Origin of the sequence: Pseudanabaena sp. UWO310, from assembly GCF_006861605.1 — a bacterium.
Lineage (GTDB): Bacteria > Cyanobacteriota > Cyanobacteriia > Pseudanabaenales > Pseudanabaenaceae > Pseudanabaena.
In genome coordinates this window covers 1-22,838 of the sequence record NZ_SELU01000052.1, presented here as the reverse complement: position 1 = coordinate 22,838, position 22,838 = coordinate 1, and the positions used below count along the sequence as shown (strand labels likewise).

The following is a 22,838-nucleotide window of genomic DNA, read 5'->3' as shown; positions in this document are numbered from 1 at the left end:
TTGGTATCAAAGCCAGATTTAAAAACTGTGGCGTGCGTAGACTGCGCTACAGGGTTTTGATTATATTTCATCGGGTCTTTGGCTGAGACAGCTACCGCCGCGAGCTGCGTTGCGGAAAGTTTGTACCGCTTCTACGGTATTAATGTGACCGCAGTAAGGACAGTAAACTTGCTCGCCAATTTGGGGCTCGATGTCGGCTCGACTCCACCATTTACGACAGCGATCGCAATGAAAGTGATAAAGAAATTCTAAGGAAACCTTCATAGGCTTTGCCTAGTTTCTCGATAAGCGGCATATACGCCCTTAACGTTGTACCAATTCAAGAAAATTCTAGCGATTTCTAGGGCTAGTTGGGGCTTGCCTTGATTGATGAGCCATGTGAGGAGAGGACGCAGCGATCGCTCGTTGAGCAAGCCACCCAAGGACAATATCCCCCAAAGCAATACATGGAGCCATGTCATCTGAATCATCATTCTCACTTGCCAAGTGGGATGCTTTTGGTAAAACAATACGCCCATACGTCCCCTCTGGGCTTCCACATCGACGAGGGCTGGCAATTGTTCGATCGTAAAGGCGGGATGCCAATGATAGCCAACGGCTTCAGGACATTTGATTAGTCTTAAGCCGAGATTTTTGAGGCGTACGCCCAGTTCTAGATCTTCCCAGCCATACTGACGGAAGCCAGTGTCAAACTTGCCTGCTTCGAGCAGCCAATGCTTGGCGATCGCTACATTACCCGTGGCAAAAAACGCATGGGAAATATCGGTGATTTTGACAGGTTCAGAGGTGGGGTCGTCAAAATTAGCCGTATTAATTACTTGACCATAGGTAAAGGCGCGATCGCCATTAGCTAGGGATTTTTCTAAAGCCTTTGCATGGGCTGATAAAAATATGGGGGTAACGACAAGATCGCTATCGATAAATACGATTACTTCGCCAAGCGCGACATCGATGCCTGTATTTCTGGCGATCGCCGCTCCCTCATGATTTTGCAAAATCAAGCGGACATGGGGAAATTGCTGGGGATGGCTTTGCAAAAATTCCACCGTGCCATCGGTGGAGCCATCATCAACTACTACAACCTCATAGGGAGTCGTAAAATTCTGCGCTTCCATCGCTTGCAGGCATTTCTGCAATATCGGTAGGCGGTTATAAGTTGGGATAACAATTGACCACATATTGACCATTATAAAATTTAGAGAGCGTTTGGCGCTCTCTAATTTTGGTTTGTTCAGTTAATTACGTGATTGCTGCCAAGACTGCCAGAGAGTCAATCCGCCAACATAGCCATAGCTCAACGCATATAAGACCATAAAGGGCAAAGTTATATATAGCCCCTTATGGAAAGCCAATACCGAAGCGATCGCACTATAAATGCATAGCCCGATTTCGATCGCCGCCGTAGCATCAAGGGGAATTTTATACGCCTTATTTTCCCAGCGATCGCTCTTATGTTTGATATCAAACTTGGGCGTACGGCGAAAATTTGCGCCAGTATTGGACAAGCCCGCGAATACGGCCCGGCTATTGCTCCAAGAAATACCTGTGCCTAAAACTGCTAACAGAAAAATCCGTCCGAGGCGACGATACCAAAGCTTGGGATATAGGTCACGTTGGGCATGAAAATATAAAAACGGGGGGCCAAAGGTAGCTGGCAGCATAAATACCGACCAAATACCCTCAAAAGAAACTCGCAAAGCGATCGCACTATCAGGTGTGATCAGCATGAGAGGAACTGAAAGCAAAACCAAAAGCAACATCAAAGGATGGGCTGAATATCCCGATAAATGCATGGTGGCTTGAAATTTGACTGGAAAACTGAGATTGGCTTTCCAGATGGGAAACATTAACTTTTTGGCACATTGAATGCTCCCCTTTGCCCAGCGAAATTGCTGTAATTTGAAGGCAAGCATGGCAACGGGTAGCTCCGCAGGCGCGACGATATTATTGTCATAAACTACCTTCCAGCCTTTGAGTTGAGCGCGATAGCTCAAGTCCATATCTTCGGCGAGGGTATCGGCATGCCAACCACCTGCATCAATAATCGCCTGTCGGTTCCAAATACCCGCAGTACCATTAAAATTTAAGAAATAGCCATTGTTGCACCTTGCCTGCTGCTCGATCGCAAAGTGTCCGTCTATGCCCGTGGATTGCAACTTGGTAAGCAACGAATATTCAGAGTTTATATGCCCCCAACGGGTTTGGACTACTGCCACCTTGGCATCGGGATTCTCGACATAATGGCGGATCGTATCCTTGAGCCAGTTGGCGGAGGGGATAAAATCAGCATCAAAAATAGCAATGTAATTTCCCTGCACGAGAGGCATTGCGTCTTGCAAAGCTCCTGCTTTAAACCCTGTGCGATTGACACGATGGACATATTCGATCCAGAAACCTTGATTTTGGTATTCTTGGACGGTTTCGCTGAGGATCTCTTGAGTATCATCGATAGAGTCGTCAAGTACCTGAATTTGCATTCGATCGCGGGGATAGTCCAGCTTACACACAGCATCAACCAAGCGGCGCGATACATAGCGCTCGTTAAAAATCGGCAACTGGATCGTAACGATTGGTAGTTCCTCTAAGGCGATCGCATGATGCTCTGGAGGATCGACCGCCAAAACATAGCTAGCAAAGCTATTGGTTAGAGGTTTGTCGAGGCGAAATTGATCGAAATTGTCAAATTTATTGACAGCGATCGCCCCTGCACTTGTTGATGGCGCTGTGGCGGCTTGGGCAGTTTGGTATTCTCTAGCAGGATTAAGCTGCGGAAAAACAAGCTGTTTCCGTAGAGAAAGCTTAGGCTTATGGACAGCAGTGAGCCAATAAGCATTTAGCCCATAAAGTAATAGCCACATTGCTGCCACAGCATTGAGGGCGGCTAGGATCGATATTAGTATCAGAATGACTCTTGACTCCTTCTTACCACACGAAGCACTAATCTATAAAAATTGAGCAGAAAAGCGAAATTAGCACACTAAGAAATATTACGATGCTTGTCCTGTATTTGTAGAAAAATTTACGATTTGACGTTAAGTATTTATACGCTTAAGTGTGAATCTTAATAAATATGATGAAGGTTTGCCAAATATCTGCCAAATATCTACAGATGGAAATAGATGGGAAATAGATGGGAATAGATGGAAATTACCTAAAATAAATTTGCGCCGCTAATAAGCCGCTAATAAATTGGTGCTATTTAGTGGCGGTTAAATTTCATTTTGCATTCTTTCAAGGGCGATCGCCGCCGCTTCTTGTTGCGCCGCCTTAATGCTTTTACCCTGTCCCTTGCCCCAACAGCGATCGTTAAACCATACTTCTACAGAAAAAATATTGGTCTGCTTTGATTCCGTTGTTTCAATGTTGCGATATTCGGGTAACCTTTTCCACCGACCCTGCGTTAATTCTTGCAGCGCGACCTTGTAGTTGCCCAAGGCGGGAATTGCTAGTAACGCTGAGGCAAAACGTTGCATATGCGGATCGAGCCATTTGCGAATCAAGTGCAGATCCCTTGTATTGACATATATCGCGGCCATTAAAGCCTCAAGGGCATCCGCTAGGAGCGATCGCAGGGCTTGGGCATCATTCCGAGCCGCATTCGAGACGACCACATATTTTTGCAGTTCGTAAATGCTGGCAATTTCGGCGAGGGTTTTGTCACTAACGAGATGCGATCGCAATGCGGCTAGATCTCCCACCGAGCGATCGCCATAGCGCTCCTGTAAAAATAAACTCACCGACAGGCGCAATACGCTATCGCCCACAAACTCTAATTGGTCGTTGTTGTAGGTAGTTGAGAAACTCGGATGCACCAAAGCGCGATCGATTAGCAGCCAGTCAAAACCTTCAGGGTTTAGCGATGGATTGATCGCCTCTAGTTTTGTCTGCTCTAGTCCGAGCTGTTCTAATAAACGGACTAATTCTCTTTGACGGCGTGGATCGATGGTGGATGGCATGAGACTTTGCAGATACAATTACAGCAACTTCGTAAATATGTATGATCGTAGTTCATCGCAACCATGACTAAAAGGTTTTTCTCCACACTTTGCCTAGCTTTCCTAGCGATAGTGACAACTATCTGGATTGTGGCTTGTCAGTCCAGCCCAACATCTACAGGCTCTAACACCACAACACCAGCGACAGGCTCTGGTGGCGGTACTAAAGATGCCCTCCGTTTAGGCTCCTTACTCCCAGCGACGGGCGATCTATCTTCGATCGGTGCGCCCATGATCAAGGCGACGGATTTTCTCGTTGAAACCGTGAATAAGTGCGGCGGTGTGTTAGGTAAACCGATCGCTTATTTTAAAGAGGATGATCGTACTGATCCGCCCGCAGGTGCGGAAGCGATGACCAAATTGGTTAAGGTCGATAATGTTGGGGCTGTAGTTGGTGCTTATGCCAGTAGTGTTTCCACCGCTGCCTTAGCGATCGCTGTTCCTAACAAAGTCGTGATGATTTCCCCTGGCAGCACCAGCCCCATCTTTACCGAGCGGGCAAAAAAAGGTGAATTTCAAGGCTATTGGTATCGGACTGCCCCACCTGATACTTATCAGGCTCTAGCTCTCGCCAACTTAGCCTATAAGAAAGGAGCGAAAAAAGTTGCTACCCTCGTCATCAACAATGACTACGGCGTGGGCTTTGAGAAAGCGTTTGTGGAAGCTTTTGAAAAACTGGGCGGGACAATTGTAAATAAAAGCAAACCGACCCGTTACGATCCCAAAGCAACCACCTTTGAAGCTGAGGCAAAAGGAGCCTTTGGCAGCAAACCCGATGCCGTTGCTGCTATTCTCTATCCCGATTCGGGCGGTGCAGTGATCAAGGCAGCCTTCGAGCAAGGTTTAACTAAAGATGTAAAAATTCTGCTTACTGACGGCGTTAAAACCGAAGATTTTCCGAAGCTAATTGGCAATACTCCCGATGGTAAATTTATCTTGGCCGGAGCGATCGGCACAGTTCCGGGAGCCGATGGTAAGGCACTTGCCGAATTTACCAAGAACTATAAAGATAAAACAGGGCAAGATCTGGCCGCTTTTGTCCCCCATTCCTACGATGCCGCCGCCCTAGTAGCGATCGCTGCTGAAGCTGCCAAAGATGCCACAGGTGATGGTATCAAGAGCAAAATTCGTGACATTGCCAATGCTCCAGGCAAGGAAGTTACTGACGTTTGCGAAGCGATCAAACTTGTTAAGGCAGGTACAGAGATTGACTATCAAGGTGCAAGTGGCAATGTCGAGCTAGATGAATATGGCGATGTCAAAGGCAGCTACGACGTTTGGGAAGTGCAACCCGATGGCAAGATCAAGGTAATCGATCGCGTTTCACCCTAATCGCTAACCAAAACTAAATAGGTAAGTATGGGCGGCGCTGTGCGTCGCCCATACTTACCTACCTAAACCAATTACCAAAAGTGTGGCTACACTTTTGGTAATTAAAACCCAAATCCAGTAAGGGTTTTAAAATCACAAAATGGCGTAGCCATTTTGTGATTTGGTATTAAACCAAAATTCTTGGAGATGATTGGATGGTCTCAGTCTCAATCTTCCCAAAACCTGCTAATCTTTTTGTAAAAATTCACCCAATACAGTCATCAATAAAGGCGCTACACCTATGGCGATCGAACTTAAAGCTGCTGCTCCGCAAGAAGTTTCAATCTACATGCCCTATTATCGAGAGCCAAGCAAGCGTCAGGCTCTCCCTTACGCAATTTCTCTATACAAACATGGTGAAATTACTGGTGAACGTCATATAGAGGGGAGCGCTCCTGTTTCTTTTATGGCAGTATGGCGGGTTGCCAATCTACCCTCCGACCTCGTCCTATGTCGAGTCACCTTCGATGGAGATGCCGACATGAGCTATGAAATGACATTAGAAAATTCAGAATTTGTGGGCTATCTAATTGAGGTGGTTTCGAGTATTCGTGACAAGGGCTATGTGGATTTCCCCCAAATCTTCTATAGCAAGTTGTTCCGCCTGAAACTAGCTAGCGCTGAAGGTAATTAAGAGCAATTAATTTTTTTGCTTTAATTTTTTGCTTTAATTTTTTTGCTTTAATTTTTTTGCTAGAGAGCAGCCCAAAAAACATCAACTAATGTATAATCCTAAGCTCAAATCTTGCTAAAAAAAACAAAGTCAGCTAAAGTCCTGATGCCGCTTTTTATAAGGCAAAAGAATAGTTAAATTTAAGGGGTTTACATTGTGTCATATGCCGCCCAACGCCTCGAACAACCAGAAAGACCAGAACCTGTAGCCAAAAAAGTCGATCCGCTCATTATTAGAGCTGCTAAACAGATTTATCGATACTACGCGGATTCCTATGCAGCGCAATTGCCCCGTCCGATGGGCATAGCGATCAACCGCATAGATATGACTGGAAAACTGATTTACTCCCAACTAATTTTGTTGCCCCAAGAAAGCTTTGTCCCAATGGAGTTAATTGAACTATCTGACTACCATTAAATTAAAGTTAAAGTTGGTTTAATTAAATTGCTGATAGATTTCATAAATTATGAATAAATTAATTGAGTCGAAATCAATTTATTCAAAAATCATAAAGATTGATTTATATAAAGTCTTTGATTATGTAGAAGTTTGTGGTTAAGCGGTTAAAATTTAACTTAGCTATCTTGTCCGATCTAAATTTATTAGGATTTTACCCTAGGTATCTATTATGACGTACGCAACTTCTTCTACCTCCGTAACTGCGACAGTTACTGCGTCGGTGCGTTTTCAAGACAAGCTCAAAGAAAGCAATAACTTTGGTGATGCTTTGGTAGAGATATTTTCCGATCTTGTGAAGTTGGAAATCGTAACTTGGGTTGCCCATGAAGGCGATACTACCCATAAAGAAGGTAATCGTTTAAAGACGACTATCAACCTGATCGATGGTGATATCGAAAATGAGATCGGGGCTGATTTCTTGCAAGGATCTCCCTATGCGGAGCTACGCAGCTTTCATGAAACTCAGGTCGACAAGGGGGCGGAAACGATCGCCAATAATCTCAAAACCCTAGTAGATATTGGTGAAAAAGTGACAGAAATGTTACAAGGCAACAAAGATGAGAAGCCTAGCGATATCAATGCAGGTGTAACGCGTTTGCCAAGCTACGCTTAATTGATTGAATCGTTGAATTGCTGACAAGACTTGTATTAATCAAGATTTGCATTAATTAAGACTTGCATTAATCAAGAATTACATTAATTAGAGCTTGCATTAATCAAGACTTGCATTAATCAAGACTTGTATTGACAGTATTAAAATTAAAAAATCATAATTCTTATAGCAATGTAGCAAGCAATGAGTTGCGAGGATTTTGGTTACAGCATTTAGAGCTTTCAATGAACCTTCGATCTAGGGCTTAGGCATATGCAATTTGGTAAAAGCAACGCTGAGAAAGACGAGCAGAGGAGTAATGCTAGGCTTGAAAAAGCCTCAAAAAAACAAGTAGAGGCTTCTTTGTCTGTAGATGAGAAGTCTGATGAGAAAAGCGTCCCCAAGGAAGCAGCAGGACAAAGTGCATCGCTCAATAGCTTTCGAGAAACGATCAAAGATGTTTTAGAAGAGATTACTTCTCTAGAGATCAATACGATGATCGTTGGAAATATTCCCATGTCAAAGTTTGATGTGCAGGAATTTTATATGGATATTTCCGATAAGATCGCATACAAAACTGAGCAAGGACTGCAAAACGTTAAAGAATCTCTACTCGAACGTAGCGCTCAACTCAAGCCCAAGGGAGCATCACTTCCACAACAAACGTCAACCTCTTTACTACCAAAGGAAGCCGCAGCGATAGAGCAATATAGGGCTGAGTTGACTAGCTATAACCAAGACTTAGAAGCTTACAAAGCCGCCGAACAAATTTTTAACGATCGCAAAAATTCCTTAGATCCTCTTGCTAAGGAGCAGTTTGAGCGAGAACATGCTTGCTATTCTGAAATCTCTAGGCAGTTGGCAAAGTTGAAGATTCCTAAGGATGCTAGCGGTAAGATTATTTCCGATGCCCCGATGATTCGTTATTTTCGGAAGTTATGGGAATTTGAGCAATCGGTTTTAAATGGCGAACGCATTTTTGCCCAGACTAAATTTCACCTTGACGGAGACTTGACAAATAAATTTATCGATGATTTGTTTATGCCTAGCAAAAGCAGAATCGATCCGACGATGACCCAGCTTGTTTTTGATTTGCACCGTCAAGGCGTTGAAAATGCTCAAAAACAATGGTCAGGGCTTATTACAACCTGTGTAAACCTAGTCAAAAGTCTTATGCCGTTCCGCGCTCAATAGGCTGGCAGCGATGCGAACGAGCTAGCAGAGATGCGAACGATGGTCAAAAATGTAGAAATTTATAGATTGTGGAGTTAAGGTGGCTACACCTGAGTGGCTGGCGATCGCCAATGATGAAATTAGTCTACGGCTTAACCCAAATGTTGTAGAACAGATCGATCTAGATACTAAGGGGTTAGCTAGTTACGGGCTGCTGGATCGTGCGGAAATTGTTTATAAATTTAAGAGTCAAGAATTATTGCAAGTATTGGCTTCAAGTGTTGGTATCGCGTCCCTACGCCAAGGGGCGATCGTGATTTGGACTTATTACACGGAGTCAACTGAACCTATAGCTGAAACTACATCTGAAACTACATCTGAAACTACATCTGCATCTGGTTCCATATCGCCATCGTTATTAACTGAATCGCCCATACTCAGAACATTAATGAATATTGATGGGGATCTTTGTCAAAAAATTTGTCAAGATATCCTCTACCATCCTCAAGCCGATCGCATTTTAAAAGCCCATAGTTTTATTGTCAGTCAGATTTCTCGCCAATTTTTGACAGCGATCGTGGACTATGTTGAGGAAAAATTACGTCCCTTTACGATCGCCATGATATCTTTTGTCACGACGATTACATGGTGCGACCCCTTACGAGATATCGGGAAGAGGTTGAGCTGGTCGCCTTTGGTAATTTCACTTTTAACGAATCCTTGGATGGTGGCGATCGCTGCCCCGATTACCGTCTTGTCGATCTGGTGGATTTTCTCGCGGCTGAATATCGACTTACCGACATTGCCAAAATTTAATCAGAAGTTATTGGCAAACCTGCTTCAGCTTTTAGAAAGTCCAGTTTTTCGATTTATTGCGATCGTGGCGATCCTAATCCTATTGTTATGTTGGGTAGCCCTATTTTTTCTACAGCCCATAAATGGTCGTTTCGACAATTTAATTCAGACATTTACATCCTATCTAGAACCGTACTTACCCCTTGCGATTATTAGTTTACGCAAAGGGATTGTCAGTGTATTGGGACAAATATTTTTGCGCTATCCCTTCTTTGTCAAATTAATTTTTGGGCGTTTCATACGATGATAGTAAAGAGTTTGCTTGCCAAACTTTTTATGGCAGTTCTTACAGCAGGCTTTACAGTAAGTTTTACAGCAAGACGATGAAACAAGTTGAGATTTGGCGATCGCAAGCTGCCGCAACTCTTGCCTTTCTAGTTCCTAAAATTGTTGGCAATGCTCCTACCGATCGTGACGGACTAGTAGATGATCTTGTGCGCGCGCTCAATAATTTGCCTGCTCGTCCTGATGGTCGTCAACCCTATGCGGGCATTTTTCCAGCAGCCGATCTGCAAACATGGCGAAACCGTGCTGCAACTACGCTTCAAGCTTTGGTTCCCAAAATTCAGAATGTTGAGGGTAGTGTTTATGATGGGGCGATCGATGATTTAATTCGCTTTATTCGTAAATTGCCCGCACGTCCGACAGGGCGATCGCCCTATTCAGGATTATTTCCCCCTGCCGATCTAGCCACATGGCGACAACAAGCCTCACAGGCTTTAATTGCAGCGATCGCGACTATTACCGATCCCAAATATAACGATATCGATGGCAGAATTGATGACCTAATTCGGGTAATGAGTAGGCTGCCCTTACGTCCCATTCTCCGTAAGCCCTATGAAGGTCTGTATCAAGCACCAAATCTCGTACAATACCGCAAATTAGCATCCCAGCGTTTACAGCAATTGATAGCCGATCTCAAGGACGATTTCAATCCCAAAGATGTATTGGTAGATAGTACAATTCGCGCCTTAAATAATTTGCCCCCCCGTGTGGCTACTCAAGAACCCTACGCTGGTTTATATCCACCCACGGTCGTTACTCCCAATCTGCTGACCCTAGACCAATTAAAAGCGATCGCGATCTACACTAGCCAAGATCGACTCAATCAGTTGCTACCCAACCTCAATACCACCATGCAGCGTTATGGCATTACTACCCCATTACGCAAAGCCCATTTCCTATCCCAAACTGCCCATGAAAGTGATGGCTTTAGCACTAATGAAGAATATGCCTCTGGTGCGGATTATGAAGGACGTAGAGATCTGGGCAATACGAAAGCAGGCGATGGCGTGCGTTTTAAAGGTCGTGGTTTAATCCAAGTTACGGGAAGATCCAACTATGCAGCCTGCGGTCAAGCTCTCGGAGTAGACTTGATCAATAATCCTCAACGTCTTGCCGATTTCGATCTCGCTTGTCTCAGCGCTGGTTGGTATTGGGATTCGCGATCGCTCAATGGCTATGCCGATAATGATGACATCCTCCAAATTACGCGCATTATCAATGGCGGGCTGAATGGTTTAGATGATCGCCAAGACTATCTTGATCGCGCCAAGCAAGTATTTGGAATTTAGCGTGGTTGTAGAATGGATTGAATATTTACGGGTTTTAGCGAGGGTAAATTAATGACTCTGCAACCTTTAATCTCTGATTCAGAGATCGCTCCTGAGATTGATTATCCTGACAGTGATGGTAATCCTATGGCTGACAATACCGAGCAATATCGCTGGATTGTGATTATCAAGGAAAACCTAGAGATCATGTATGCCGACGATCCTAATGTATTTGTAGCAGGGGATTTGCTCTGGTATCCAGTCCGTCGCACTCAAAAACGAGTTGCCCCTGATGTGATGGTGGCTCTAGGTCGTCCTAAAGGTCGAAGGGGATCTTATAAACAATGGTTAGAAGATAACATTGCGCCACAGGTCGTTTTTGAGATCCTGTCCCCCAGCAATAAAGATCGGCGCGGGCAAGATTCCCTTGAAGATAAGTTTGACTTTTACCAAACCTATGGCGTTCAGGAATATTATATTTATGATCCCGACGATCTCATGTTAGAAGGCTGGCAGAGAGTAGGCGATCGCCTAGTGCAAATTCCATCGATGCTCAATTGGGGCAGTCCATTATTAGGGATTAGATTTGATTGGGCGATCGGACAGGAATTAATTATCTCGCGTCCCGATGGTCAGAGATTTTTGTCGCCTGTAGAACTAAGCCAGCGCTTACAGCAGTCAGAAATTCAAGTGTGGCAAGAACAGCAACGCACCGCTGAAGAGCGTAGACGAGCTGAAGCCCACCAGAAACGCGCCGAGCAAGAAAGCCTACGCGCCGAGCAAGAAAGCCTACGTGCAGAACAAGAAAGCCTACGTGCAGAACAAGAAAGCCTACGTGCAGAACAAGAAAGCCTACGTGCAAATCGTCTTGCGGAGCGGTTAAGAGCTTTAGGTATCGATCCAGACGATGTATAGGCTTAATGGCAATTTGGGACTCTGTGGCGCACATCGCACTGGTAAAACCACTTTAGCGATCGCCCTAGCCGATCACTTGCATATTCCCTTTGTGCGTACCACGACTAGCCAAGTTTTTGCCCGACTTGGTTTAGATCCTGCTGAGCCGATGGACTTTAATACGCGGCTATTTGTCCAAAATCATGTTTTAGATGCTGCCGAACAAGTTTGGCAGGATGCAGCTACACCATTTATTAGCGATCGTACCCCCATCGATATGATCGCCTATACCCTCGGCGATATCCAAGGCAAAACTGAAGTGGACTTTGACTTACTCAATCAATATATAGATCGTTGCTTTGCGAGTACTAATCAATTCTTTCAACATCTCGCAATTATCCAACCAGGCATACCTCTTATATATGAAGAAGGCAAAGCTGCACTCAACGCCGCCTATATTGAGCATATTAATATCTTAGTGATTGGGCTATGTGGTGATTCGCGGCTTAAAGCAGAAGTGTTTTGCAATGCGCGGGACGCGATCGATCTTGAAGCAAGAATCCTTAATATTTCGGATGAATTTAAATCTCGGAAAACTGGGTAATTTGATCTAAGGGAAAAGGTTACAAGTTAGTTGCAGGTACGGGACTGTGGATTTCAAGAATTTAGTATATATAGTCAGTTTATTGCTTCGCGATCGCCAAACCAAGATTCAAAACCTTAATGGTAAAGGCTTTACACTGATCGAACTGCTGGTCACAATGATTATCATTGGTATTCTAGCGGCGATCGCCCTACCCTCATTTCTCAATCAAGCCAACAAAGCTCGCTATTCCGAAGCAAAAACTTACATTGGTACGATGAGTCGGCTGCAACAAGCATACTATCTAGAAAAAAAAACATTCACTGATGTTATAGGTAATCTGAATTTAGGGGTAAATACAACAACGTCTAACTTTACCTATTCTGTGATTTCAGGTGATGTCAATGGCAATAGCAGCCCCATCCAATTAGATCAAATCGTTACCAATGTTGCAACGCCAACATCTCCAAACGTAAATGCTTTTGTTTCAGTTGTTGGTATACCTGGTGTAGTTAGGATAGATACAGTGTTTTGTGTTGCTAATTCTCCCAATATTTTCATTAATCCTGGGTCGATGAATTCAGTTTCTCAAACTATGATCTGTCCATCCAACTTCTTCAACGAATAATGTTTAATTTTCCTGAGCGCCCAAAAGGATGGAGCAGCACGTCTGGCTGCTCCATCCTTTTGGGTATTAAATCCATGAAAAAAATATTTTCCCCTTGAGTGATATCTTCCTCTTTTTTTGTGGGTAAGTTACTTTCACAACCAAACGGTTAACGTTCTTGACATACACGGGATAAAGAATCATGAAATCTGAATTCAAGACCAAGCTCATTCAACACATCCTCAACAAAAAGAATGGCGAAAAGGGTTTCACCCTGATCGAACTTCTCGTTGTTATCATCATCATCGGTATTCTTGCAGCGATCGCCCTTCCTTCCTTCCTAAACCAAGCTTCCAAAGCTCGTCAGTCTGAAGCCAAAACCTATACTGGCTCCATGAACCGTTCTCAACAAGCTTACTACTTAGAGAAACAAGAGTTTGCTCCTAACTTAACCACCCTTGCTATTGGTATCGCTCAAACCACAGCCAACTATGCCTATGGGGTTGCTAGAACTGGTGGTAAGGCTGCCACTGGAACTAGCCAAGCTGTGGGTTCTTTCGGAGCAGCTGGACCAACTACTCCAACTGCTGGTTCAGGTGGTGGTTCAGATACAGTAGTAACTCTTGCGAGTTCTCCTCTCAAGTCTTATGTTGGTGCAGTTAGCTTGTCAACCCCTACTGGTTCTAACGAAGCAACAACACTAGCAGCACTTTGCGAAACCAATTTGGCTGCTGTAAACAGTGGAACTATAATTGCCTCAACCAACATGGCTTCTACTTATCTCACGATAAACACAGGTGCTGCTCCTGTTTGTATCAACAATACATCAGGTATTCAGTAACTGTTTGCTTTGACACATTCCTTTACCCTTGCTTTCACTGAAAGCAGGGGTAGCTTTTTTTAGATACTATTTTCCAAAATACTAAAATGACTAATTGGCAAGATCTACTTCTAAATAATAATTACAAACAAATTGCGGAATTTTATGAAAAAGAAATTGAATTGTATCCTGACATAGAAGAAAGTTATTATTATCTAGGTCTAGCCTTATTTCTGCAAAAAAAACATGAATCAGCAAAAGATATTTGGGCTTTAGGCTTAAAAAAGTCTAAAGCCGAAGATTTATACAATCAAAAACTTAGTGATATTTTAGAACAAGAGGCTTGCCGACAAGAATTATTACATTCTTATCAAGGTGCTTGGGAAATTCGTCAAAATATTCGTCAATTAAAGCCAGATAACTTTGATAATTTGGTCTGTCTTTGCATTATATCGATACGCCTTAAAACCTTTTCTATTGATACCGTTCGGGAATTGGGGCTTGTCGATCTGCATAAGTTAACTTCAGACTTAGATGTTAATGACGAAGCAATACTAAAATTAATTGTCAATGTTTCTTACTCACCAATTCTACTAGAAGAAGAAATTATTGGATTTATAAGCCATTGGTCTTCTTTTGTTCGAGATGAAGAGAACTGTATAGAGTATTTACTTTATCTAGCAACAAAATTCAAGTTTGATTTGGCTTTGAAAATTATTGATGTTTGCCAAAAAATCAGCCCAAGTAATATCAAAATATTAGTTTGTCTAACATCTATTTATATTAGTAACAATAAATATACTCAAGGGATTGAAATTGCTCGTAGTGCCCTTCTTGTTTTTTCTCAAAATTTATTAGATAAAACAGCTTCTAATTATTTACTTCTATATACGCTTCTGAGTGCAGGAGGAAAATGGCAAGAAGTAGAAACAATTTTTAAGAACCTACAATCTTTATTGTCTGAGATTGTAGACCAAAACCTTTTAGATATTTCTAGCCTTTACTTAAATTCTATCTCTAATACTTGTTTTTCTGCACCTTATTTACAAGATGCACCTCAAGTAAATCGCGATATTCAAAACCAGAGCATGAATTTATTTCAGGCTAATGTTCGACATTCTCACCCTATTCTTGCCAAAAGGTTTCATACGGATCATTTGGCAAGACGCGAAAACTTGAAACATAATAAACTCAGAATTGGTTACCTTGCTGGTAGTTTGAGAAAGCACTCAGTTGGATGGCTTGCTCGATCACTATTTCAACATTTCGACCGAGACTCTTTTGAGATTTACGGCTACTTTCCCAATTATCAATTGGGAGTAGATTTTCTCGAAGAATGGTATATCAGTAGAATGCACAAAGTCTATCGGGAAGGCATAGACTACTGGGGCAACCATTTTATGGTTGCCGATCAAATCAATCGCGATGAGATCGATGTATTAGTTGATACAGAAAGTCTGACCTCTTCAATTGGAATTGAGATCCTTGCTTTGAAGCCAGCCCCTTTGCAAGTCACTTGGTTGGGTTGGGATGCTTCGGGTTTACCTGCGATGGATTACTATATTGCCGATCCTTATGTTCTCCCAGAAAATGCACAAGAATATTATTCCGAAAAAATCTGGCGACTACCTCAAACCTATATTGCTACTGATGGTTTTGAGTCTTACATAACAAGTTTACGCAGATGCGATCTGAATATTCCTGATGATGCGATTATCTACTTTAGCTCTCAAAAAAGTTATAAACGACATCCAAAAATTGTGCGTGCTCAATTGCAAATCATCAAGCAAGTTCCCAATAGCTATTTTTTGATCAAAGGTCTAGCTGATGAAAACCTTTTACAAAACTTCTTTTACGAACTTGCTACATCGGAAGGTGTCGATCTAGATCAACTAAAGTTTTTGCCATTTTCTAGTTCCGAAGCCGAACATCGTGCTAATTTAGCCATCGTAGATGTGGTTTTAGATACTTATCCTTACAATGGTGCAACCACAACGATGGAAACTTTATGGTTTGGTATCCCTATGGTTACTTTAGTTGGTGAGCAATTTTCTGCACGTAATAGCTATGCGATGATGATTAATGCAGGTGTTACTGAAGGAATCGCTTGGAATTTCCAAGAATATGTGGAATGGGGAATTAGATTCGGTACTGAATCGCCTCTGAGACAGGATGTTGCATGGAAACTTCGTCAATCGCGCAAAACTTCACCTCTATGGGATGGAAGACAATTTGCCAAAGAAATGGAAAATGCCTATAGACAAATGTGGGAAATTTATAATGGAAAAAAATAAGATTATGAATAGAGTAGAGGATAGAGCCTATGAACTATTTCTTAATAGTCAATATCCCGAAGCGTTAACACTATATGAAGAAGCGATCGAGTTAGAATCTGAGGTTAGATCTCTTTATTGGTACTTAGGCTTATGCTTGCTGTTTCAAGGGCAGTTAGAGGAAGCCCAGTTAACTTGGTGGATAACACTTGAAGAGAGCGAATCTATCAAGAATGAATTTGTAGAGTTTATCTGCAAGACTGCTAATAAATTTGGTCTAGATCTGAATAAGTGCGACATGGCTATAAGTATCCTAGAAGCCGCAATTGGTCTAGACTTAGACAGAATTCATAACATTTACTTTTTGATAGCTCTAGCTCGCTTCTATGCACTAGCTACAAGACATCTTGAATGTATGGAGATAGCAAAGCAATATCGCGAACTAGTTCAAGACTTGCCGAATCAAATATTTGCCAACCATCTGACTCTACATTCTTTGCTTAGTTTAGGTAATCAATGGGAAGAGGTTTTTGCCTTATCAGAAGAACAAAGTGACTTGTTGATGAATTTGGTTAAAGTGCAGAATGATAATTTAACTGCTACAGATATTAATAATTTATTTGCATCTACCTTCTTTTTGCCCTACATTCAAGACGATCCGATTAAAAATCGATCTTTACAGAATTCGGTAAGTAAATTCTTTCAGAGTAAGCTTCAGCATCAACAACTTTCGGAGAAGCAAAACAATGAAATAGTTACTACCAAACGACCGCTAAGGATTGGTTATTTATCCTATTGTTTACACAAACATTCTGTTGGCTGGCTGTCTAGATGGATTTTTAAATATCACGATCACGAGAAATTTATTATTTATGCCTATTTTTTGTTTGATAGTCCAGATAAAGCCGATTCAGTCAGAGAGTTTATAATCAGTCATTGCGATCGCACTTATAGCTTAGGACATGACCCAAACGAGATTGCCAAGCAGATTGCAGAAGACAAGATTGATATCCTTGTCGATCTTGATAGTATTACCTTAGACTTATCTTGTCAGATTATGGCACTTAAACCCGCTCCCGTACAAGTAACTTGGTTGGGGTTAGATGCCTCTGGATTACCTGCGATCGATTATTTTATTGCCGATCCCTATGTATTACCGGCAAATGCTCAGGAGTATTACTCAGAAAAAATATGGAGGTTGCCAAACACTTATATTGCTGTTGATTGCTTTGAAGTATTATTTCCAACTTTGCACCGCAGCCAATTGAATATTCCTAACGATGCGATTGTTTATCTTAGTTCTCAAACTGGATATAAGCGACACCCTGACAATATCAGACTACAAATGCAAATTATTAAATCTGTCCCCAATAGCTTCCTATTAATTAAGGGATTATCTGATCGAGAAGGAATTAGAAGTCTATTTATAGAAATTGCTGAATCAGAAGGAATAATTAGCAACCGCTTAAAGTTTTTACCAATGGTAGACTCCGAGGCCGAGCATAGAGCTAACCTTTCGATCGCCGATGTGGTTCTAGATACCTATCCCTATAATGGGGCCACGACGACTATGGAAACTCTCTGGATGTGCATTCCTATAGTAACTAGAGTTGGGCAACAATTTGCAGCCCGAAATAGCTATACAATGATGATTAATGCTGGAATTACCGAAGGTATTTCTTGGAGCGATCAAGAATATGTCGACTGGGGTATTAGATTAGGGACTGATGAAAATCTTCGCAAACAAATTTTTTGGAAACTCAAAGAATCTCGTAAAACTTGTCCTTTATGGAATGCCGAGCAATTTGCTAGAGATATGGAACATGCTTATAAAAAAATGTGGGAATTACTGCTAAATCAATTGATCTAATCAGTTATTCAGTTATAATTACTCGTTGACTAATAGTTATATACTTATTGGGAATTACATTGTCAAAAACATGAAAGAAAATCTTGCAAATTATTTTGAATTCGTTTATATAACCTATGTTCAGGAATACCTGCCAGATATAGACATAAATAATTTCTCTCACGTAATTTCTACTATTCGCAATACTAATTGGGAATCCCCTCAAACAGCTCTAGATTTCAATAATATTGCAGTTGTCGCTTTAATTGAATCTGAAAATACAGACGATTTGTCTGAAAGATTATATTTTTGGAAGCAGGCTCTAGAAGCATTACAAAAAGGGATAATATTAGGTGAAAGCTACCTTTGTAAGGCTCATCTATCAATTATGTATAGCCTTATTAACGAATTGAAATCATCAGATTTCCTTTCATATAATTATTTTCTTGAAACACTACGATTTTCAAATATTTCTCAAGAAAATACCAGATCAGGTCTTATATATTTGCCTAAAACCCCTCATAAATGGTTCACTCTTTACAAAGAAAAGTTGCCTATCTTGTTAAGCTTGACTAATAGTGTTTCCCAAGCCCTAGATATATTGATTGGAGTTCTTTATCAATCTCAATTTTGCTTTTATAATGATTGTGGATTGAGATTTCTACACCTAGCTTTACAATTCGATTCCAGTTCGTCAGTCCTCAACCTACAGTTGGGTATTGCAGAAGTATGTAAGCAAAAGCCAGAAAGTTTAGCCTACCTACACCGTGCTAATAAATTATCTTGCCAGTCCGCATCATCATTGCAAGCACTATATCTAGCCTACATGGATTTAAAACAACCAACTTTGGCTGAGCAATGGAAAGACATAGCTTACCTGAATGCTAAAAGTAACCCTAAAGTATTTGAATGGAAATGGGCAGAAATAGATAGCAATAGTCCATTTACTTATGTAAAATTTCAAGATAACTTACTACTTGCTGTTGAAGCAAGTCTATTTAGTATTGTTACTAGGGTACTTATAGCTCAAGGAGATTGGTTTGAGTTAGAACTAGAACTTTGGCGCGATAGCTTACAGTTAGGTATGACAGTAATTGATGTTGGTGCAAATGTTGGTGTATATACTTATAGCGCAGCACAAATTGTTGGACAAACAGGCAAGATTATAGCAATTGAGCCATTTTCTGGCTGTATAAAGTGTCTTGAGGAAACTCGTCGTATAAACGGATTAGAACAGGTTCAAATCCTTTCAGGTGCTGCTAGCGATCACAATTCGCTTGCTAGACTATCTTTGCGTAGTTCTAATGAGATCAATACGATAATTATAGATGATGTAGATGGTGAAGCAACAGGAGAATATGAATATGTTAATTGCTTTACTTTGGATAGCTTAATAGAACAAGAAAAACTAAATTGCGTCCATTGGATTAAGATTGACGCTGAGGGATATGAACTTAAGGTTTTAAAAGGCTGCTCTCGAATTTTAAAAGACTTCAAGCCTAAGATCATCTATGAAAATATTTCTAAAGATCAAGATACAGCAAAAGACTGTATGGAAATTAGTGAGTATTTGACAAGTCAAGGATATGAACTTTTCCATTATGTGCCTTACTTAAAACAACTAACTCCTATAGATTTTGCTCAAGAATCGCTAAAAGGAATTGAGAACCTGAATATAATTGCTATCCCATCTGATGATAAAAATATAGATATTCAATCAGTATCAGTTGTTAGTTCTATAACAAATAATATAAATACTGAAGAAGTAATAGAGCAACCAAAAAATATTAATTCCTATAAAATTATAATAGTTGTCTCTGGCGGGCTTGATGATTTTGTTGAAAATACGGTAAAAAGTATACAAAGATGTGATATTAATCCCGAAAATATAGAAATATTTACTATTAGAAATATCCAACATAGACTTGAAACCTTATTGTCAAAGTATTCTATAGGAGGGATGACAATTATAGAAGATGTCTTAGACAGAGCAGGTTTAGAACAAAATAACCAATACTATGATATTGGAACAGCCAATTTTGGTAAATTTACTTTGGTTAAGTGGATAGCGATTAAAAAAATGTTGAATTTAGGGGTGCAAAATATAATTTATACAGATGTAGATATTGCTTGGAGGAAGAACCCTATCGATCTATTACATAATATCCATAAGCTGTATGATTTAGCTATTCAAACAGAAGGAAATATAAATTTCCCGTCAAATTTTTGTACTGGGTTCATGAGTTTTGTGAATAATCAGTTTTGCAATGAATTAATTGATTCACTTATTAGAATACATAGTCAAGTGTCTCAAATAAACCCTCAATATCATGATCAATATATTTTTAATACATACATAAGCCATAATCTTCATAATATGAGTCATATTTTCCCTCTGTCAGAGATTCTTTTTGCTAATGGGTTATTAGCAAAATTAATGTCTGTATCGGATGAAGTAATTGAGCAAATTCAAGAATTCCATGCTGATCCTCTTATCTTTCATGCAAATTGGACTGTAGGGTTAGATAATAAGCGAAAAATGTTACAAAAGACAGGAAATTGGCTCTTGTAACATATATTTTTTATAAATCAAAAATATTTAACAATTTATCTACTACATTTTTCCAAGTAAAATTTTCATGTACAAAATTAACTCCTTCAATTTTTGCTGAATTTCTAAAACTCTCACTCTCAATCACAAAGTACATAAGCTCAGTTAAATTCTCCAAACTAGCATCTAAAAAGATTGCAGCATTATCCCAAAAGGGACGCACTATTTGGCTATCAATATGTAGGGTAAAGCTTGAGTTAGTAAAATCATCAGTTGAGCCACCTTTTGTGCAAATAATAGGTAGACCACAAGCCGTAGCCTCTAAAACGGGTAGGTTAAATCCTTCTGCGCCATAGGGTGACACATATGCATCTGCGATTTGATAGAGCTTAGCTAATTCCCTAAAAGACATTGGTGAACCAATATAAGTTATCCTTCCCAAAATACGGTTCATCTCATCCTCAGTCATAAAATTTTTAATTACTGCATGCAAATCATTCTGGCTTGGATATAGAGAATCTAATCCCTTGAGAACTAACCTAGCATTGGGATGTTTTTCTAATACTCTAAAAAATGCTTTCATGACAAGATCCATTCTCTTGTTATAGGACATTGATCCAATACTCAAAAAAACAAAATCATTATCAATGCCATGCTGTTTGCGAAGCAACTTGCGTTCATCTTCCAACAACGGTTTGTAGATACTTGGATCGATACCATGTGGGACAACTACAATTCGATCTAAATCAGCACCGCTCTTTATTAATCCCCTCTTAGACCAATTTGATGGTGTAATTAGGGTAACATCAAATTTTCTATGTGCTTCCTCCAGAGAACAATTCAACCATAGAGAGCTATCATTTATATAACCAAACTCAGAAGTTATAAAGACACATGTGCGCTTTGATTTCGACAATTCAAAATTATAAGGATATGCAATCCTCAAGGTAATATCCGAAGTTTGATGGATATGAGGAATTTCAAGATTCCTTAGTTTTATCTCATCAGATGAATTAAATAAATTGTTGTAGGTAGACCAATTATCTTTAAAATATGCAAGGTCTTTGTGAAAAATGTTGATATTTTCTCTCTTCAGTAGCTCAAGACACTGAAATTGATTGACAATAGAATAAGAATGAGGTAAAAATCTCCATCCTTCAATAACTAATTGGTAAACCATATATTTGTTACAACAGCCTATTCATTTATTTTATAGTAAACCTTTTTATTTCTCTCTTCTAAATATCACATCCAAGAATATACATTGTATTTATAGGATAATTATGCAAGAACTTATAAATTTATCAGAAATAATAACGGGCGATAGGATTATTAATATTTGTGATTATGTAATTATAACGGAAGAAATATTTCATTTCCACAGAAACATAACAACATTTACTAATCCTCAAAATATTATTGTTGTCAAGAATTTCAAGGATATAGACATTAAAGCTGAAGCATATTTGAGAAGATGTTTTGAGATGTTTTCAAGCAAAAAAAAATCAACGTGCATAAAACTATTTGTCTATACACACATATTAGATGACTTTATTAAGTATATATTAGATATCTTAGACAAGAGGTTTGAGTATATTATTTACATACATAACTCCGATCATCACTTTAACAACCACCACCAAAGTCTGTTACAATCAAAACATATAGCTAAAGTCTTTTCTCAAAATATTGACCTTTCGTATTTGGACTCTAAGCTAAATTTTTTACCAATTGGAATAGCCAATAGCATGTGGAAGCATGGTGATATTAGTGCTTTATATGAAGTAATTAATGAAATCTCTACATTAAACAAAAGCAAAAATTTATATGTCAATATAAACTCAAATACCTTTTATTATCGAAAAACTATCCTTGATGCACTAAGCTTATCTTATAATTATCATATTACGATGCATTCTAAGCCTTTTAAAGAATATTTACATGATTTGGCAACCCATAGATTTTGCTTGTGTGTAAGAGGGAATGGATTAGATACACATAGATTTTGGGAAAGTCTGTATTTAGGAGTGATTCCTGTCATTATCAATAATCGGCACACCAGCATGAACAATTATTTACAGTATCTGAAAAGGATAAATATTCCTTTTTTTGAGATTAAAGAAGATGATATAGATATAATTACCCATAAGTATTTAGATGGATTTTTTAATGAAGATTTATATAACGAGTTAATGTCTAAAATATGTAGTTCTATTTATGATTTGGATGCATTGCGAATCTCTTTTTATCAATAGACTAGATGATTAATTTATCAATAGACTAGATAATTAAATAGACTTTAGCCGAGAGTGTAAAGTGAAATGTGTAAAGTCTAGGAAGTATACAGAGAGATAATCAAGACACACAACTACTAACACCACAAAGATGAATATCCGCAAAGAAATACTCGATGAATTGTTGCAAGAATGTAAAACACCACCCGACTTATTTGGAGAAGGAGGAAGGGAGCATCTCAATTAGGCACTGAGCAAAAATACTTAGGGGAATAGAAATAGCCATTGAGATAAGCGCACCGATGTTTCAAAACTTGAGCAACATTTTGCTGATTCCACTGAGCACCCGAAATCTT

The 22,838-nt window shown here is 39.9% G+C and carries 20 protein-coding genes; 15 read left to right on the top strand and 5 right to left on the bottom strand.

Features of this window, described 5'->3' with window-relative positions; genetic code table 11:
- Window positions 1–60: 60 nt before the first annotated feature.
- The 4 genes from PseudUWO310_RS16415 to rnc all read right to left on the bottom strand — a co-directional run bounded on the left by PseudUWO310_RS16415 (window position 61) and on the right by rnc (window position 3,956).
- A complete protein-coding gene (locus PseudUWO310_RS16415) occupies window positions 61–264 on the bottom strand; it encodes a hypothetical protein (protein WP_009625027.1) in 204 nt (67 codons plus the stop codon).
- Window positions 261–1,187 carry a glycosyltransferase family 2 protein gene (locus PseudUWO310_RS16410; protein ID WP_142603158.1) on the bottom strand — a complete coding sequence of 309 codons (927 nt, stop codon included), beginning with the start codon at window positions 1,185–1,187 and terminating at the stop codon, window positions 261–263. The genes PseudUWO310_RS16415 and PseudUWO310_RS16410 overlap by 4 nt, the downstream gene beginning before the upstream one ends.
- A 48-nt stretch (window positions 1,188–1,235) precedes the next feature.
- Window positions 1,236–2,858: a glycosyltransferase gene (locus tag PseudUWO310_RS16405; protein WP_142603155.1), complete on the bottom strand. Its 1,623-nt coding sequence runs from the start codon at window positions 2,856–2,858 to the stop codon at window positions 1,236–1,238.
- A 351-nt stretch (window positions 2,859–3,209) separates the two neighbouring features.
- Window positions 3,210–3,956, bottom strand: a complete 747-nt coding sequence (rnc, locus tag PseudUWO310_RS16400; protein ID WP_055074807.1) for a ribonuclease III — start codon at window positions 3,954–3,956, stop codon at window positions 3,210–3,212.
- Between the two features lie 63 nt (window positions 3,957–4,019).
- Here rnc and PseudUWO310_RS16395 point away from each other — a divergent pair, with 63 nt between their 5' ends.
- The 14 genes from PseudUWO310_RS16395 (at window position 4,020) to PseudUWO310_RS16330 (ending at window position 20,269) form a co-directional block, all read left to right on the top strand.
- The gene (locus PseudUWO310_RS16395) at window positions 4,020–5,327 is read left to right on the top strand and encodes an ABC transporter substrate-binding protein (protein WP_142603153.1); all 1,308 of its coding nucleotides are present in this window, start codon (window positions 4,020–4,022) and stop codon (window positions 5,325–5,327) included.
- Between the two features lie 280 nt (window positions 5,328–5,607).
- Window positions 5,608–6,000, top strand: a complete 393-nt coding sequence (gene ebsA, locus PseudUWO310_RS16390; protein ID WP_009625032.1) for a type IV pilus biogenesis protein EbsA — start codon at window positions 5,608–5,610, stop codon at window positions 5,998–6,000.
- A gap of 195 nt (window positions 6,001–6,195) precedes the next feature.
- Entirely contained in the window at window positions 6,196–6,456 is a 261-nt protein-coding gene (locus PseudUWO310_RS16385) for a hypothetical protein (protein WP_009625033.1), read from the top strand.
- A gap of 211 nt (window positions 6,457–6,667) precedes the next feature.
- Window positions 6,668–7,111: a hypothetical protein gene (locus tag PseudUWO310_RS16380; protein ID WP_142603151.1), complete on the top strand. Its 444-nt coding sequence runs from the start codon at window positions 6,668–6,670 to the stop codon at window positions 7,109–7,111.
- A gap of 252 nt (window positions 7,112–7,363) precedes the next feature.
- Window positions 7,364–8,284 carry a hypothetical protein gene (locus tag PseudUWO310_RS16375; protein WP_142603149.1) on the top strand — a complete coding sequence of 307 codons (921 nt, stop codon included), beginning with the start codon at window positions 7,364–7,366 and terminating at the stop codon, window positions 8,282–8,284.
- A gap of 79 nt (window positions 8,285–8,363) precedes the next feature.
- On the top strand, window positions 8,364–9,365 hold the full coding sequence (locus tag PseudUWO310_RS16370; RefSeq protein WP_142603147.1) for a hypothetical protein: 1,002 nt from the start codon (window positions 8,364–8,366) through the stop codon (window positions 9,363–9,365).
- Window positions 9,366–9,441: 76 nt separating this feature from the next.
- Window positions 9,442–10,692: a glycoside hydrolase family 19 protein gene (locus tag PseudUWO310_RS16365; RefSeq protein ID WP_142603145.1), complete on the top strand. Its 1,251-nt coding sequence runs from the start codon at window positions 9,442–9,444 to the stop codon at window positions 10,690–10,692.
- Between the two features lie 51 nt (window positions 10,693–10,743).
- Window positions 10,744–11,586, top strand: a complete 843-nt coding sequence (locus PseudUWO310_RS16360; protein ID WP_142603143.1) for a Uma2 family endonuclease — start codon at window positions 10,744–10,746, stop codon at window positions 11,584–11,586.
- Window positions 11,579–12,169 carry an AAA family ATPase gene (locus PseudUWO310_RS16355; protein WP_142603141.1) on the top strand — a complete coding sequence of 197 codons (591 nt, stop codon included), beginning with the start codon at window positions 11,579–11,581 and terminating at the stop codon, window positions 12,167–12,169. Before PseudUWO310_RS16360 ends, PseudUWO310_RS16355 begins: the two co-directional genes overlap by 8 nt.
- Before the next feature lie 46 nt (window positions 12,170–12,215).
- A complete protein-coding gene (locus PseudUWO310_RS16350; RefSeq protein WP_317845583.1) occupies window positions 12,216–12,776 on the top strand; it encodes a type IV pilin-like G/H family protein in 561 nt (186 codons plus the stop codon).
- A gap of 181 nt (window positions 12,777–12,957) precedes the next feature.
- The gene (locus PseudUWO310_RS16345) at window positions 12,958–13,596 is read left to right on the top strand and encodes a type IV pilin-like G/H family protein (RefSeq protein ID WP_142603139.1); all 639 of its coding nucleotides are present in this window, start codon (window positions 12,958–12,960) and stop codon (window positions 13,594–13,596) included.
- Between the two features lie 86 nt (window positions 13,597–13,682).
- Window positions 13,683–15,869, top strand: a complete 2,187-nt coding sequence (locus PseudUWO310_RS23365) for an O-linked N-acetylglucosamine transferase, SPINDLY family protein (RefSeq protein ID WP_223805709.1) — start codon at window positions 13,683–13,685, stop codon at window positions 15,867–15,869.
- 4 nt (window positions 15,870–15,873) lie between these two features.
- Window positions 15,874–17,718, top strand: a complete 1,845-nt coding sequence (locus PseudUWO310_RS16335; RefSeq protein ID WP_223805708.1) for an O-linked N-acetylglucosamine transferase, SPINDLY family protein — start codon at window positions 15,874–15,876, stop codon at window positions 17,716–17,718.
- A gap of 70 nt (window positions 17,719–17,788) precedes the next feature.
- Window positions 17,789–20,269, top strand: coding sequence for an FkbM family methyltransferase (locus PseudUWO310_RS16330; RefSeq protein WP_142603135.1), 2,481 nt, complete (start codon window positions 17,789–17,791; stop codon window positions 20,267–20,269).
- Window positions 20,270–20,279: 10 nt separating this feature from the next.
- Here the strand turns inward: PseudUWO310_RS16330 and PseudUWO310_RS16325 are convergent, their stop codons facing one another.
- Window positions 20,280–21,428 (bottom strand): glycosyltransferase, encoded by a 1,149-nt coding sequence (locus PseudUWO310_RS16325; RefSeq protein WP_142603133.1) that lies wholly within the window; start codon window positions 21,426–21,428, stop codon window positions 20,280–20,282.
- Window positions 21,429–21,531: 103 nt separating this feature from the next.
- Here PseudUWO310_RS16325 and PseudUWO310_RS16320 point away from each other — a divergent pair, with 103 nt between their 5' ends.
- Complete coding sequence (locus PseudUWO310_RS16320) at window positions 21,532–22,503, top strand: exostosin family protein (RefSeq protein WP_142603131.1); 972 nt, start codon at window positions 21,532–21,534, stop codon at window positions 22,501–22,503.
- The last annotated feature ends 335 nt before the right edge of the window (window positions 22,504–22,838 follow it).